Consider the following 13,452-nt stretch of genomic DNA (forward strand, 5'->3'; position numbering starts at 1 on the left):
GGAAGGCACCACATGAGCACCACCACGACGGCCCAGGACGGCTCGGGCTCGAAGCTCAAGCAGGCGATCACCGGCCCGCTCCTGTTCCTCTTCATCCTCGGCGACGTGCTCGGCGCCGGCATCTACGCCCTCATGGGCACCCTGTCGAAGGACGTCGGCGGCGCGCTCTGGGCACCGCTGGTCCTCGCGCTGCTCCTGGCCCTGCTGACCGCGGGCTCGTACGCCGAGCTCGTGACGAAGTACCCGAAGGCCGGTGGCGCCGCGGTGTTCGCCGAGCGGGCGTACAAGACGCCGATCGTGTCGTTCCTCGTCGGCTTCAGCATGCTCGCCGCCGGTGTCACGAGCGCCGCGGGGCTCTCACTGGCGTTCGCGGGCGACTACCTCGGCACCTTCGTGGACCTGCCGCCGGTGCCGACGGCGATCGTGTTCCTCGCACTCGTCGCCTGCCTGAACGCCCGGGGCATCTCCGACTCGCTGCGCAGCAACGTCGTCATGACGATCATCGAGGTCTCCGGCCTGGTCATCGTCATCGTGGTCGTCGCGGTCATGCTGGGCGGTGGCGGCGGCGACGTCTCGCGCATCGGCGCCTTCCCCGCCGAGGCGAACCCCGCACTCGCGACCCTGAGCGCCGCGATCGTCGCCTACTACTCGTTCGTCGGCTTCGAGACCTCGGCGAACATCGCCGAGGAGGTCCGCGACGTCCGTCGCGTCTACCCCCGCGCGCTGTTCGGGTCCCTCGCCGCCGCCGGCGTCGTCTACGTGCTCGTCGCGCTCGCGAGCTCGATCGCCCTGCCGGCCTCGGAGCTGTCCGGGTCGAGCGGCCCCCTGCTGGCCGTCGTGTCGGCGACCGGCGTGCCGATCCCCGACTGGGTGTTCAGCCTCATCGCCCTGGTCGCCGTCGCGAACGGCGCGCTCCTCACGATGATCATGGCGAGCCGCGTCACGTACGGCATGGCGGAGCAGCGGCTCCTGCCCGCCCTGCTCGCGAAGGTCCTGCCGAACCGGAAGACCCCGTGGGTCGCCATCGTCGCGACCACCGTCGTCGCGATGCTCCTGACGCTCGTCGGTGACGTCGGAACCCTCGCCGAGACCGTCGTGCTCCTGCTGCTGTTCGTCTTCATCAGCACGAACGTCGCCGTGCTGGTGCTGCGGAAGGACAGGGTCGAGCACGACCACTTCCGTGTGTGGACGTGGGTGCCGGTGCTCGGGGTGGCGTCCTGCATCCTGCTGCTCACGCAGCAGAGCGGGCAGGTCTGGCTGTACGCCGCCCTGCTGCTGGCCGTGGGCGTGGTGCTGTACTTCGTCGCCCGTGCGACGGGCCGCCGGACCGGTCGCGACCACGAGGCGGGCCGCATCCACTGATCACTCCCCGATCAGCCGACGGTCTGGAGGCTCTGTGCCGGCTGGCACCGAGCCTCCGGTCTGTCGTGTGGTCGCGTCAGCCCAGGGTGCGCACCCAGTCCTGGACGGCCGCGCTGATCTGCGCCCGCGCGTCCTCGCGTGAGATCGTCGCCGTGCGGTCGCCGGGCTGGTCGCCGTAGGCGCCGAAGTCGGCGTGGTTCGCACCCTCGATCTCGACCATCCGCGCCGTGGAGGGGAGCTCGTCGCGGGCAGCGGCGACCTTCTCCGGCGTCGAGAGGCCGTCGCGAGAGCCGGAGACGCTGAGGACCTGGACGTACGAACGAGCGATGTCGTTCGCGCAGTAGCTGCCGAGCAGCAGCAGACCGTCCGCGTCCTGCGCGAGCTGGCACGCGCGGACGCCGCCGAGCGAGTGGCCGCCGACCGCCCAGGTGCGGACACCGGGTGCGTGCGCCTCGAAGGTCGCCAACGGGCGGGTGTCGAAGAACGCCAGGTTCAGCGTCGGCTTCGTGATGACGACGGTGGTGCCCGAGGCGACGACCTGGCGGAAGGTCGCCAGGTACGCGTAGGGGTCGACCTTCGCGCCCGGGATGAAGACGATGCCCTTGCCGTCGTCGCTGCCCGTCGGGGTCATCACGACGCTGTCGCCCACGTCGCGCACGGCCACACGGTCGTCCCGCCAGACCTGCAGCGCAGCGCTCCTGGTGCCCTGCATGACGATGTTCGCGTACACGAGGAAGACCACCGCGAGCAGCACCACCACGGTGACGACCCAGGCGGTCCATCGGAGTGCTCGGTTCACGGTCGGTCCTCCTCGTCGGGCCGGTCCTCGTCGGGCTGGTCCTCCTCGGGCCGACGGGCCGTCACGGTCAGCCAGCGCTCCTCGGCGCCGGGGCGGGTGGTCTCACGGACCCGGACGTCGTGCCACCCGGCGGTCGTGACGGCTGCCGCGAGGGCGTCCTCGTCCCAGTAGGTGAACCAGCGGGGGTCGTCGAGCTTCCGGTCGCTCCAGCCGTCACCCTGGCCGTCACCGTCGCCCCGCTTCACCGTCGCCGCGAGGACGCCACCGGGGCGGACCGCCCGGCGCGCGCGCTCGAGCACGGCGGGGGTGTCCGACCGCGCGACGTGCAGGAGGACCGCGTTCGCGACGACGGCGTCGTACGGGCCGCCCCAGCCGTCGCGGCGGACGTCGAGCACGCGGGCCTCGTGGCCGGCGGCGCGGAGCCGGTCGACGAACGCCGTGGTGCCGTCGGTCCGGTCGACACGGAGGCCCGCTGCCTCGAGCGCGTCCGCGTCCCGACCTGGGCCGGAGCCGAGTTCCAGGACGTGGGCGCCGCCGGGCACGAGGCCGAGCAGGTCGTCGACGAGTCCCGCGCGGTGGTCGTCGGTCCGTTCCGTCCAGCGGTCGGCGCCGCGCTCGTACGCGAGGAGCGTGCGCTCGGCGCTGAGGTCGCGGCGCATCACGGTCTCGGTCCGGCCGTCCGGAAGCCGGTCACCGGGGGTGTCCGTCGCGCTGAACCCGATGCGCTCGTACGCCCGGCGTGCGCGGTCGTTGTCCGGCATCACCGAGAGCTCGAGGTGTTCGGTCCCCTGCGCGACGAGCACGCGGGCGACCTCGTCGACGAGGCGTGCGACGAGCCCCCGACCGCGGGCGCGCGGCGCGACCCACATCGAGATCAGCTCGGCCAGCGCGGGGTCGTCCGGGTCGGGGACCCCGCTCGCCATCCCGACGGTGTCGCCCTCCTCGACCGCGAGCAGGTCGACCGCGCCCGGCAGCGACAACCGGGTGCGCCAGCGGTGTTCCGGAGCGTCCTGCCAGTCCTCGAGGCGGGAGCCGAACGCCTGAGGCGCGTCGGTGAGGGCGGCGAGGCGGACCGGGCGCCAGACGGCCCAGTCCTCGGCGGTCACCCGGCGCAGCTCGATCGTCACGGATCGACGGTACCGCCCGCTCGTGTCCGGGGGACGCGGGCGGTACCGGCGGTGTCCGTGGTCAGGACGCCGGCGTGAGGTCGTACATCGTCACGCCGTCGACCGTCGTCGGCTCGTAGTGCGCGGCGACCCACTCGGCGATCTCGGCTGCGGCATCGCTCCCGCTGCTGCTGGTGCTGGTGCTGGTGCTGCCACCGACGAACCAGTGCACCTTCCCCGCGGCGACGAGTGTCCGGAACTCCGCCAGGGTCGGGGCCGGGTCGGTGCCGTTGTAGCCGCCGATCGCCATCACGGGGTCGCCCGTCGCGAGCTGGTACGTGGCGGCGCTGTTCGACCCGACGGTCGCGGCGGCCCAGGTGTACTCGTCGGCGTCCGCGGACAGCGCGGCGACGACCTCGTCGGACACCTCGGTCGAACCGCCGAGCAGGTTCGTGCCGCCGCCGGGGGCGTTCGTGCGGCCGTCGGTGCCGCCTGCGGTCCCCGGGCCGTTCGCGTTCTGGCTCGTCCCGTTCTGGCGCGTCCCGTTCTGGCCGGTCGCGTTCTGGCCGGTCCCGTTCTGGCCGGTCCCGTTCTGGCCGGTCTGGCCGCCCGGTGCTCCGCCGGGGCCGCCCTGACCGCCGCGCGCTCCCTGGCCGCCGGGCGTTCCCTGGCCGCCGGGACCACCCTGACCACCGGGCGCGCCGCCGCGACCCCCGCCGAACCCGCTCGTCGTGACGCTCGGCCCGGCCGACGGGAGCGCACCCGTGTGCCCGACCGTGGTGGTCTGCACCGAGAACGCCGTCGGCCCGAGCAGCGCGGCGACGAGCACGGTCGCCACCGTCGCCCCCGCGAGGCCCCGACCGCGCGGCGGCAGCAGGACGAGGACGGTCCCGACGACGGCCACGACGAGGACCACCCACCGGATCCACGGTTGCCACGACGACGCCTGGGACAGCAGCGCGGACGACCACGCTCCGGAGAGGGCGACGACGCCGGCGGCGACGATGCGCCAGGCGAGGAACGTGCGGCGCTCCCACAGGAGCCCGGCGCCGATGCCGACCACGCCCGCGATGTACGGCGCGAGCGCCACCGTGTAGTACGGGTGGAAGATCCCGCCCATGAAGCTGAAGACCAGCCCGGTGACGAGCAACGAGCCGCCGAGCACCAGCACGGTCGCGAGCCGCGGGTCACGGCGGCGACGGACCCCGAGCGCCACGAGGGACACGACGAGCAGCACGAGCGCGGTCGGCAGCAGCCAGGTCACCTGCGTGCCGAACTCCGAGCCGAACAGCCGGGTCAGGCCGGTCGAGTCCCACGACCCCGCCCCGGTCGTCCCGCCGGGCACGACGCTCCCCGTCTCGTCGCCCGTGACCCGGCCGAGCCCGTTGTAGCCGAAGGTCAGCTCGAGGAAGCTGTTCGTCTGCGACCCGCCGACGTACGGCCGAGCCGAGGCCGGCACGAGTTCGACGATCGCGACCCACCACCCGGCGGAGACCACCACGGCGAGCGCCGCCGCGGACAGGTGCCCGATCCGCCGGAGCACCGGGCGGGGCGACGCGAGGAGGTACACCCCGACCAGGGGCGGCAGCACGAGGAACGCCTGCAGCTGCTTCGTCAGGAAGCCGAGCCCGACGAGCACGCCGGCCCAGACGACCCACCGCATCCGCCCGGACTCGACCCCGCGCAGCGTCAGGGCGATCGCCCCGACGGTGAGCAGCACGAGCAGGGCGTCCGGGTTGTCGTAGCGGAACATGAGGGTCGCGACCGGGGTCGTGGCCAGGACCGCACCCGCGGTCAGGGCGGCACCGGCCGGGAACCGGCGCCGGACGATCCGGTACAGGACCGCCACCGACGCGACGCCCATCAACGCCTGCGGCACGAGGATCGACCACGAGTTCAGCCCGAACAACCGGACGGAGATGCCGATCACCCAGAGGAACGCCGGCGGCTTGTCGACCGTGATCGCGTTCGCTGCGTCGGAGGAGCCGTAGAAGAACGCCTCCCAGCTCTGGCTCCCCGCCTGCACCGCTGCCGAGTAGAACGCGTTCGCCCAGCCGTTCACGCCGAGGTTCACGACGTAGAGGACAGCGGTCACCAGCAGCAGCCCGAGGAACGCGGGGCGCTCCCACCGCGCGGTGTCCGCACGGCCGCGGACGAGACCGACCAGGCGGTCGCGGACGCCGTGCGGACGGATGGGTGGCGGGAGCAGGCGCGGGCGCTCGGCGGGGATCGTCTGGGTCATGCCCCCGAGCGTGCGATCCCGACGTGCGCGGATCGTCGGCGCAGCCTTGGACGCCCCTAAGGGACCGGTACGGGCGGGACAAGCAGCCGGCTCCACGCGACCTCGTCCCCGAGCTGCCCGGTCGCGCGGAACAGCTCGACCTGCGTCGTGCCGGCGAGCACGGTCGCGAGCTCCGCGCGATCGGCCGGCGCGAAGCCGAGGCCCTGCCAGAACGGCCCGGACCGCCGACTGAACAACCACGCCCGTCGCGCCCCGCCCGCCGTCGCCTCCGCCATCGCGAACCGAGCGAGCGCCGCACCGCGACCCGAGCCGCGCAGCGCCGGTCCGACGGCGACGCTGCGGAGGAGGGCGTGCCTCCCGTCCGGCCCGGTCTCGTACCCGGTGGTACCGACGACGGCGCCGCCCGGACCACGGAGCGCCCAGAGCCGGACGCCCGGGTCCGACAGCCCCGCGACCGTCAGGTCGCACGCCGACAGGAAGGCGTGCACCTCGTCGACGTCGTCCGGCCCGACGCGGACCGGCGTCGGCTCAGCGAGCGGCACGGACCGGCACGTCGGTCGCCGACGACAGCGGCCAGCGCCGGTCGAGCCAGGGGCCGAGCACCGAGTCGAGCAGGAACCGTCCGGCCAACCGCCCGACCGCCCAGTACGCCCCGACGAGCAGGAACACCAGCGGGGACCACACGTGCAGGACGAGGAGCAGGACCGTGACGATCCCGAAGGCGATCCCGACCGCGGAGTACAGCGACCAGAACCCGCCGACGAACCGGTCACGCGCGGCCTGCTCCGACGCAGCTGCAGCCGCGGCGGCCTCGGTCCGCTCGTCGAGCCCGCGCACGCCCGGCTCCAGCTCCGCGGGGTCGTCCTGCGCGAAGAGCTCCCGCACCGGGACCTCGAGCGCCCGGGCGATCGCGGACAGGGTCTCGAGGCTCGCGTCGTTCCCGCCCTCGAGTCGTTGCACGGTCCGGACGGCCACGCCGCTCGCCTCGGCCAGCCGTTCCTGGGTCCAGCCGCGCTCACGTCGGAGGGTGGCGATCCGCATCTCGTTCATGGTGCCGAGCCTAGGAACGCCCGGGGCGACAGCACCACGACACGGACACGACACGCACCCGCCAGTGCCCCGCCACCCGGGCGTCGGCGCCCTTCTGCGGGTCAGTCGTCGGTGTCGACCGTGTTCGTGACGACCTCGCCGCTGCCGGCGTCGATCCGGATGCTGTGCTTCGTCCCGGCGTCGTCGCGGACGTCACCCTCCCAGACGACCGTGCCGGCGTGGTCGTCGAGTCCGAGCTCGGTGACCGTGCCGGGCACCGTCTCGACGAGCGTGGATGCTGCCTGCTCGACGGACAGGTCTGCGGCGTCGACGAACCGCTGGTTCTCCGCGACGTCCTCGGCGTCCGTGGTGTCCTCCGTCGGACCGGCGGTGGTGCGCTCCCCGTCGGCGGCCACGTGGACCTCCTGCTCGTTGCCGTCCGCGGTCACGACGAGCACCTCCCACGAGGTACCGCCGGCCTCCTGCTCGATCGAGGTGACGGTACCCGAGCCGACGGCCTCCCGTGCGGTCTCCGCAGCGGCTCCGAGGGCGTCGTTCCCGGCGGCGTCGGAACCGCTGCCCGTGCGGCCGCTGCCCGTGCTGCCGCTCGCGCCGCCGTCGGTCGCCGTCACGGAGGGTGCCGAGGCAGCCGGGGCGGCCGTGTCGTCGCGGTCGTCGTCACCGGCGCAGCCGGCGAGCGCCAGCGCCCCGACGAGCGGGAGCGCGGAGAGGAGGGCGATGCGGCGGGCGGTGGTCTTCGTCGTGGTCTGCATGCGGCAAGCCTGCGGAACGGGCACTGAAGCAGGCCTGAAGCCACCTGGGGTGACGCCGGGGGCGTCCGGCACGCCCCTCGGGCAGCGCATCAGTCGTGCAGCAGCGGGAGCCGGACCGTGAACCGGGCTCCGCCCGCCGGGGCCGTCGAGATCGCGGTGCTGCCGCCGTGCGCCCGGACGACGGCGTCGACGATCGCGAGCCCCAGCCCCGACCCACCCGCGTCCCGGGCACGGCCCTCGTCGAGCCGCACGAAGCGGTCGAACACGCGCTGCCGGTCCTGCTCCGGGATCCCCCGCCCGTCGTCGTCGACGGTGAGGACCGCGTCGTCGCCGGTCCCGACGAGCGTGACCGTCACGGTGCTCACGGCGTGCCGGACGGCGTTGTCGACGAGGTTCCGCACCGCCCGGGCGAGCAGCCGGTCGTCCCCGCCGACCCGCGCGGGAGCGACACCGGACACGTCCACGCGGACGACCCCGGCCCCCGCGGACCGCGACCCCTCCGCGAACACGAGGTCGTCGAGGTCCACCGCCCGGTCACGGGTACGGCCCCGCTCGTCGACACGGGTGAGCAGGAGGAGCGACTCGACGAGGTCCTGCAGACGGGCACCCTCGTCGAGGACGACCGCGGCCAGCTCGGCCGTCCCGGTGACGTCGGGGTGCGCCCGGGCGACCTCGGCGTGCTGCCGGATCGTCGCGAGCGGGGACCGCAGCTCGTGCGACGCATCCGAGACGAAGCGCTGCTGGGCCTGCTGCGACGCCTCGAGCCGCGCGAGCATCCGGTTCATCGTGGCGGCGAGACGGTCGACCTCGTCCCCCGAGCCCGGTTCCGCCACGCGCGCGTGCAGGTTCGTGCCCTCGACGTCGTCGACCTCGCGGCGCATCCGGTCGACCGGACGGAGCGCTCGACCGACGACGAACCACGTCACGAGCGACATGAGGGCCACGACCACCGGGACGGCGACGACGAGCAGCACGGACACGGTCCGCACGGCGGCGTCGGCGTCCTCGAGCGGCAGCCCGACGACGAGCACGCCCTCGGTGCCGTCCGGCAGCTCGACGTCGTCGGACACGAGGGACCAGCGCTCGCCGTCGTGCCGGTACCGGGACTCCTCGGCGCCGGAGAGGGCCGCGTCGGGACTGTCCTCGGCCCGCGCGAGCACCCGGCCGGTGCCGTCCTGCAGCTGGGCGAGCACGTCGTCGCCCTCGGCCTCGACGGCGGCGACACCGTCCGCCTCCACCCGTGCGGAGAGGCCGTCGAGCGTCTGCTCGGCCGACGACCGGACGCCGTCGGACAGCGAGCTCCGGAGGACCCAGACGAAGGCGACCGCCCCGATCACGAGCGCGACGAGGACGACGACCGCCGCGCCTCCCGTCGCGCGTGCACGGATGCTGCGCGGCCGTCGGACCCGCCGCGACCGGTCAGCCACCGTCGGCGTCCAGGCGGTAGCCGGCCCCGCGGACGGTCTCGATCGCGGTCCGGCCGAACGGCCGGTCGACCTTCCGGCGCAGGTGCCCGACGTACACCTCGACGATGTTCGGGTCGCCCGCGAAGTCGTCGTCCCAGACGTTCGCGATGACGTCGCGCTTCGACAGCACCTGACCCGCGTGCCGCATGAGGTACTCGAGGACCGTGAACTCCCGGCTCGTCAGGTCGAGCAGCTCCTCGCCCCGCCACACCCGTCGCTCCGCCGGGTCGAGACGCAGGTCGCCGGCCCGGAGGACCGTGGGTCGTTCCCGGGACCCCCTGCGGACGAGCGCACGGAGACGCGCGACGAGCACCGGGAACGAGAACGGCTTGGTCACGTAGTCGTCGGCACCGGCGTCGAGGGCGTCGACCTGGTCCCACTCACCGTCCTTCGCGGTCAGCATGAGCACGGGGGTCCAGTCCTGCTCGGCGCGGAGCGTCTCGCACACCTTCCAGCCGCTCATGCCCGGCATCATCAGGTCGAGGACGATGGCGTCGTACGGGTGCTCACGGGCGTACCAGAGCCCGTCGACCCCGTCGTGCGCGACGTCGACGGCGAAGCCCTCGGCCTGCAGCCCGGCGCGGATGCCGTCCGCGAGCCGCACCTCGTCGTCGACGACCAGCACACGCATCGTCCGAGCATGGCGGCGCGGCCTGAACCGGCGCTGAAGGGAGGGCTCAGGCCCCGCTCGGGTCGAACCGGTACCCCATGCCCGACTCGGTCACGAGGAACCGCGGGTGCGACGGCTCCGGTTCGAGCTTCCGCCGCAGCTGCGCCATGTAGAGCCGCAGGTACCCGGAGTCGTTGCCGTGCGTCGGACCCCACACCTCGGTCAGGAGCATCTCGCGGGTCATCAGCCGCCCGGGGTTCGTGACGAGGACCTCGAGCAGCCGCCACTCGGTCGGGGTGAGCCGGATCGCGGGGCCGGTCGGCGGGGTGACCTGCTTCGCGACGAGGTCGACGACCAGATCGCCGATCGTCACCGTCGGCGTGACCCCCGCGGTCGCCGCGGCCGACGCCTGCCGCCGTCCGAGGGCTCGGAGTCGGGCGAGCAGCTCGTCCATCTGGAACGGCTTCGTGACGTAGTCGTCCGCTCCGGCGTCGAGCGCGTCGACCTTGTCCGACGAGTCGGTCCGCCCGGAGAGCACGAGCACCGGCACCTGCGACCACGCGCGGATGCCCTCGAGCACCCCGATGCCGTCGAGTCGGGGCATGCCGAGGTCGAGCATGACGATGTCGGGGCGCTCGGTGATCACGGCGTCGATGGCGGCCCGACCGTCACGGGCGGTGGCGACGTCGTACCCGCGCGCGGCGAGCGTGACGGACAGGGCGCGGACGAGCTGTGCGTCGTCGTCGGCGATGAGGACCTTCGTGCTCACTTGACATCCACTCCCAGGTGTCCGGCGATCGGCAGCCGCACGACGACGGTGAGCCCGCCGCCCGGGGTGTCGTCGACCTCGATGGTTCCGCCCATGCCCTCGGTGAACCCGCGGGCGAGGGCCAGCCCGAGGCCGAGGCCGGTCTCGTTGTCGGTGTCCCCGAGCCGCTGGAAGGGCTGGAACACCTCGCCGCGGCGGTCCTCGGGGATGCCGGGTCCGTGGTCGGCGACACGCAGCTCGACCCCGCCGCCGAAGGCGCTGGCGGCGACCCGGACCCGGGTGCCCTCCGGCGCGTAGCGCTGCGCGTTCGCGAGCAGGTTGACGACGACGCGCTGCAGGAGCACCGGGTCGGCGAGGACCGGCGGCAGGTCGGCGGGCAGGTCGAGGTCGACGTCGTCCGGCCCGAGTTCGAGCTCGTCGAGCGCGGGGGCGACGACCGTCTCGAGCGCGGTGGGCAGCGGGGTGACGGCGAGCACCCCGGCCTGGACCCGGCTGACGTCGAGCAGGTCGGCCAGCAGGACCGCCAGCTGACCGAGGCTCTCGTCGGCGGTGGCGAGCAGTGCCTCCCGGTCGGGTGCCGACAGCTGGATGTCGGACGCCCGCAGCGTCTGCACGGCGGCGGAGGCCGCCGCGATCGGCCGGCGCACGTCGTGGCCGACGGCCGCGAGGATGGCGCTCCGTACCCGGTCGGCCGCCGCGATCCGCTCGGCGTCGACTGCGGTGCGGGTGAGTCGGCGGTGCTCGACCGCGGCGTCGAGCTGCTGCTCGACGACGCGCAGCAGCCGGCGCTGGGTCGGGTCGTCGGGAGCGCCGGAGAACTCCAGGACGGCGCCGGACGGGAGGCTCGTGGTCGCGTCCGGTCCGTCGGCGAACGTCCCCGACGTGGCCGGGACCTCGTCGCCCTGCCGGATCCGCACGCCGGTGAACCCGAACGCCTCGCGGGTGCGGTCGAGGAGTGCCTGCAGGGCGTCGTCGCCGCGGAGGACGCTGCCGGCGATCCCGACGAGCAGCCCGGACTCGGCGGCCGCGCGACGGGCGGCTCGACTGCGGCGGGCGGACCGGTCGACCACGAAGCTGACCAGGACGGCACTGATCACGTACATCACGAGGGCCACCAGGTGCCACGGTTGCTGGACGGTGACCATGTAGAGGGGTTGCACGAAGAAGTAGTCGAGGCTCAGCCCGGAGAGCACCGCGGTGAACACCGCCGGCCACATCCCGCCGGTCAGGGCGACGACGAGCACGAGCAGTTGGTACGACAGCACGTCGACCGTGATCGAGTCGGGGTCGCTGCCGAGCGACAGCAGCCAGGTCAGCAGCGGGCCGAGCAGCAGCGAGACCGCGAACGCCGCGGCGATCCGGCCGCGCGAGAGGCTGCCGCCGAGCTTCGGCAGGGCGAACCCGCCGCCGGCGCGCTCGTGCGTGACGACGTGCACGTCGATGTCGCCGGACTCACGGACCACCGTGTTGCCGATGCCCGGCCCGGTCAGTGCGGCGGCGAGGCGGCTGCGACGGCTGACGCCGATCACGATCTGGGTCGCGTCGACCGACTTCGCGAAGCGCACGAGGGTGCTCGGCACGTCGTCGCCGACCACCTGGTGGTACGTCCCGCCGAGCTGCTCGAGCAGGGCGCGCTGCTTGCCGAGCGCGCCGGGGTGGCGCTCGCGCAGCCCGTCGTTCGTCGTGACGTGCACGGCCGCGAGCTCTCCACCGGCACTGCGGGCGGCGATGCGGGCACCGCGGCGCAGCAGGGTCTCGCCCTCGGGACCGCCGGTCAACGCGACGAGGACGCGCTCTCGGGTCTCCCACCGGTGGTCGATGCCGTGCTCGGCGCGGTAGGCCTTGAGCGCGTCGTCGACCTCGTCGGCGAGCCAGAGCAGGGCGATCTCGCGGAGCGCGGTGAGGTTGCCGAGGCGGAAGTAGTTCGAGAGCGCCGCGTCGATGCGGGCGGCCGGGTAGACCAGCCCGTCCGAGAGCCGTTCGCGCAGGGACGCCGGCGACAGGTCGACGACCTCGATCTGGTCGGCGGCGCGGACCACGGTGTCGGGGACGGTCTCGCGCTGCACCGTGCCGGTGATCTCGCGGACGACGTCGCCGAGGGACTGCATGTGCTGGATGTTCACGGTCGAGATGACGCTGATGCCGGCGGCGAGGAGCTCCTCCACGTCCTGCCAGCGCTTCTCGTTCGGGCTGCCCGGGGCGTTCGTGTGCGCGAGTTCGTCGACGAGGGCGACGTCGGGTGCCCGTGCCACGACCGCGTCGAGGTCCATGTCGTCGAGTGCGACGCCGCGGTGCTCGACGACGCGGCGGGGCACGAGCTCGAGACCGTCGACCAGGGCTGCGGTGGCGGCTCGCTCGTGGGTCTCGACGACGGCGACGACGACGTCCCGGCCCTCGGCACGCAGCCGGTGGCCCTCCTCGAGCATCGTGTACGTCTTGCCGACACCCGGAGCGGCGCCGAGCAGCACCCGGAGTTTCCCGCGCTTCACTTGCTCATCCTCCCGCGGTTCGGTGTGGTGTGGTGGTGGTGCGTGGTGCGACGTGCTGCCGAACAACCGGAAGCACGTCGCACCACGCGGTTCCGCGGCGCGAGGTGCTTCCGGTTGTGCTGGCGGCTCCGCCCTCGGGCCGGACCGGGCCGGCCACGGCCAGGCCGAGCCAGACCGGCCGGACCGGCCGGCCGGCCGGCGTCAGCGTTCGGCGGCCAGGGCCAGGTTCAGCTCGAGGACGTTCACGACCGGCTCGCCGAGGAACCCGGTCTGCCGGGACTCGGTGTGCTGCTCGACGAGCGTGCGGACCGTCGACTCCGACAGACCCCGGGCGTCGGCCACCCGGGCCACCTGCTGCAGCGCGTACTCCGGGCTGATGTCCGGGTCGAGCCCCGAGCCCGAGGCGGTGACCGCGTCGGCGGGCACGTCGGCAGCGCTGACCCCGTCGGCCTCCGCCACGGCGGCCCGCCGCTCCTCGATGCTCTTGAGCAGGTCGGGGTTGTTCGGCCCGAGGTTCGAGCCGGACGAGGCGTTCGCGTCGTAGCCGTCCTCGCCCGCGGCACTCGGACGCGACTGGAACCAGCGGTCGGCCTGGGCACCCGCGAAGGACTGCCCGATCAGGGACGAGCCGACGACCTTCCCGGAGGAGTCGGTGACCATCGAGCCGTTCGCCTGGTCGTGGAAGGCCGCCTGCCCGACGCCCCACACCGCGAGCGGGTAGGCGACGCCGAGGACGACGGTGGACAGCAGGGCGAGACGGATCGCCACACCGGTGGAACGGAGGAAGGAGCGTGATGAGGAAGCCAT

General features: G+C 73.7%; 12 protein-coding genes. 1 reads left to right on the top strand and 11 read right to left on the bottom strand.

Going from position 1 to position 13,452, the window contains the following annotated elements; all coding sequences use genetic code 11:
* Positions 1-12: 12 nt before the first annotated feature.
* Entirely contained in the window at positions 13-1,362 is a 1,350-nt protein-coding gene (locus ACH0A8_RS13010) for an APC family permease (RefSeq protein WP_406907332.1), read from the top strand.
* A gap of 76 nt (positions 1,363-1,438) precedes the next feature.
* Here the strand turns inward: ACH0A8_RS13010 and ACH0A8_RS13015 are convergent, their stop codons facing one another.
* The 11 genes from ACH0A8_RS13015 to kdpC form a co-directional block, all read right to left on the bottom strand.
* Positions 1,439-2,161 (bottom strand): alpha/beta hydrolase, encoded by a 723-nt coding sequence (locus ACH0A8_RS13015; RefSeq protein ID WP_209684865.1) that lies wholly within the window; start codon positions 2,159-2,161, stop codon positions 1,439-1,441.
* Positions 2,158-3,288, bottom strand: a complete 1,131-nt coding sequence (locus tag ACH0A8_RS13020) for a bifunctional GNAT family N-acetyltransferase/class I SAM-dependent methyltransferase (RefSeq protein ID WP_311205592.1) — start codon at positions 3,286-3,288, stop codon at positions 2,158-2,160. The genes ACH0A8_RS13015 and ACH0A8_RS13020 overlap by 4 nt, the downstream gene beginning before the upstream one ends.
* A 61-nt stretch (positions 3,289-3,349) precedes the next feature.
* Complete coding sequence (locus tag ACH0A8_RS13025) at positions 3,350-5,509, bottom strand: ArnT family glycosyltransferase (protein WP_406907333.1); 2,160 nt, start codon at positions 5,507-5,509, stop codon at positions 3,350-3,352.
* A 56-nt stretch (positions 5,510-5,565) separates the two neighbouring features.
* The gene (locus tag ACH0A8_RS13030; protein ID WP_209684862.1) at positions 5,566-6,051 is read right to left on the bottom strand and encodes a GNAT family N-acetyltransferase; all 486 of its coding nucleotides are present in this window, start codon (positions 6,049-6,051) and stop codon (positions 5,566-5,568) included.
* Entirely contained in the window at positions 6,038-6,559 is a 522-nt protein-coding gene (locus ACH0A8_RS13035; RefSeq protein WP_209684861.1) for a helix-turn-helix domain-containing protein, read from the bottom strand. Before ACH0A8_RS13035 ends, ACH0A8_RS13030 begins: the two co-directional genes overlap by 14 nt.
* Before the next feature lie 101 nt (positions 6,560-6,660).
* On the bottom strand, positions 6,661-7,311 hold the full coding sequence (locus ACH0A8_RS13040; RefSeq protein ID WP_406907334.1) for a PepSY domain-containing protein: 651 nt from the start codon (positions 7,309-7,311) through the stop codon (positions 6,661-6,663).
* An 89-nt stretch (positions 7,312-7,400) separates the two neighbouring features.
* Positions 7,401-8,738 (bottom strand): HAMP domain-containing sensor histidine kinase, encoded by a 1,338-nt coding sequence (locus ACH0A8_RS13045; RefSeq protein WP_251155163.1) that lies wholly within the window; start codon positions 8,736-8,738, stop codon positions 7,401-7,403.
* Positions 8,731-9,408 (bottom strand): response regulator transcription factor, encoded by a 678-nt coding sequence (locus ACH0A8_RS13050; protein WP_066657217.1) that lies wholly within the window; start codon positions 9,406-9,408, stop codon positions 8,731-8,733. The genes ACH0A8_RS13045 and ACH0A8_RS13050 overlap by 8 nt, the downstream gene beginning before the upstream one ends.
* A 46-nt stretch (positions 9,409-9,454) precedes the next feature.
* Positions 9,455-10,156: a response regulator gene (locus tag ACH0A8_RS13055; protein WP_066657220.1), complete on the bottom strand. Its 702-nt coding sequence runs from the start codon at positions 10,154-10,156 to the stop codon at positions 9,455-9,457.
* Entirely contained in the window at positions 10,153-12,645 is a 2,493-nt protein-coding gene (locus ACH0A8_RS13060; protein WP_271826571.1) for an ATP-binding protein, read from the bottom strand. The genes ACH0A8_RS13055 and ACH0A8_RS13060 overlap by 4 nt, the downstream gene beginning before the upstream one ends.
* Before the next feature lie 201 nt (positions 12,646-12,846).
* Complete coding sequence (gene kdpC / locus ACH0A8_RS13065; protein WP_209684858.1) at positions 12,847-13,452, bottom strand: potassium-transporting ATPase subunit KdpC; 606 nt, start codon at positions 13,450-13,452, stop codon at positions 12,847-12,849.

Source organism: Curtobacterium sp. 179-B 9B NHS, assembly GCF_045370965.1.
Lineage (GTDB): Bacteria > Actinomycetota > Actinomycetes > Actinomycetales > Microbacteriaceae > Curtobacterium.

Excerpts from the sequence above, each read along its gene's own strand:
- ACH0A8_RS13010 (WP_406907332.1), top strand. The coding sequence starts at position 13 with ATGAGCACCACCACGACGGCCCAGGACGGCTCGGGCTCGAAGCTCAAG.
- ACH0A8_RS13025 (WP_406907333.1), bottom strand. The coding sequence starts at position 5,509 with ATGACCCAGACGATCCCCGCCGAGCGCCCGCGCCTGCTCCCGCCACCC.
- ACH0A8_RS13035 (WP_209684861.1), bottom strand. The coding sequence starts at position 6,559 with ATGAACGAGATGCGGATCGCCACCCTCCGACGTGAGCGCGGCTGGACC.
- ACH0A8_RS13040 (WP_406907334.1), bottom strand. The coding sequence starts at position 7,311 with ATGCAGACCACGACGAAGACCACCGCCCGCCGCATCGCCCTCCTCTCC.
- ACH0A8_RS13050 (WP_066657217.1), bottom strand. The coding sequence starts at position 9,408 with ATGCGTGTGCTGGTCGTCGACGACGAGGTGCGGCTCGCGGACGGCATC.
- kdpC (WP_209684858.1), bottom strand. The coding sequence starts at position 13,452 with ATGGCTTCCTCATCACGCTCCTTCCTCCGTTCCACCGGTGTGGCGATC.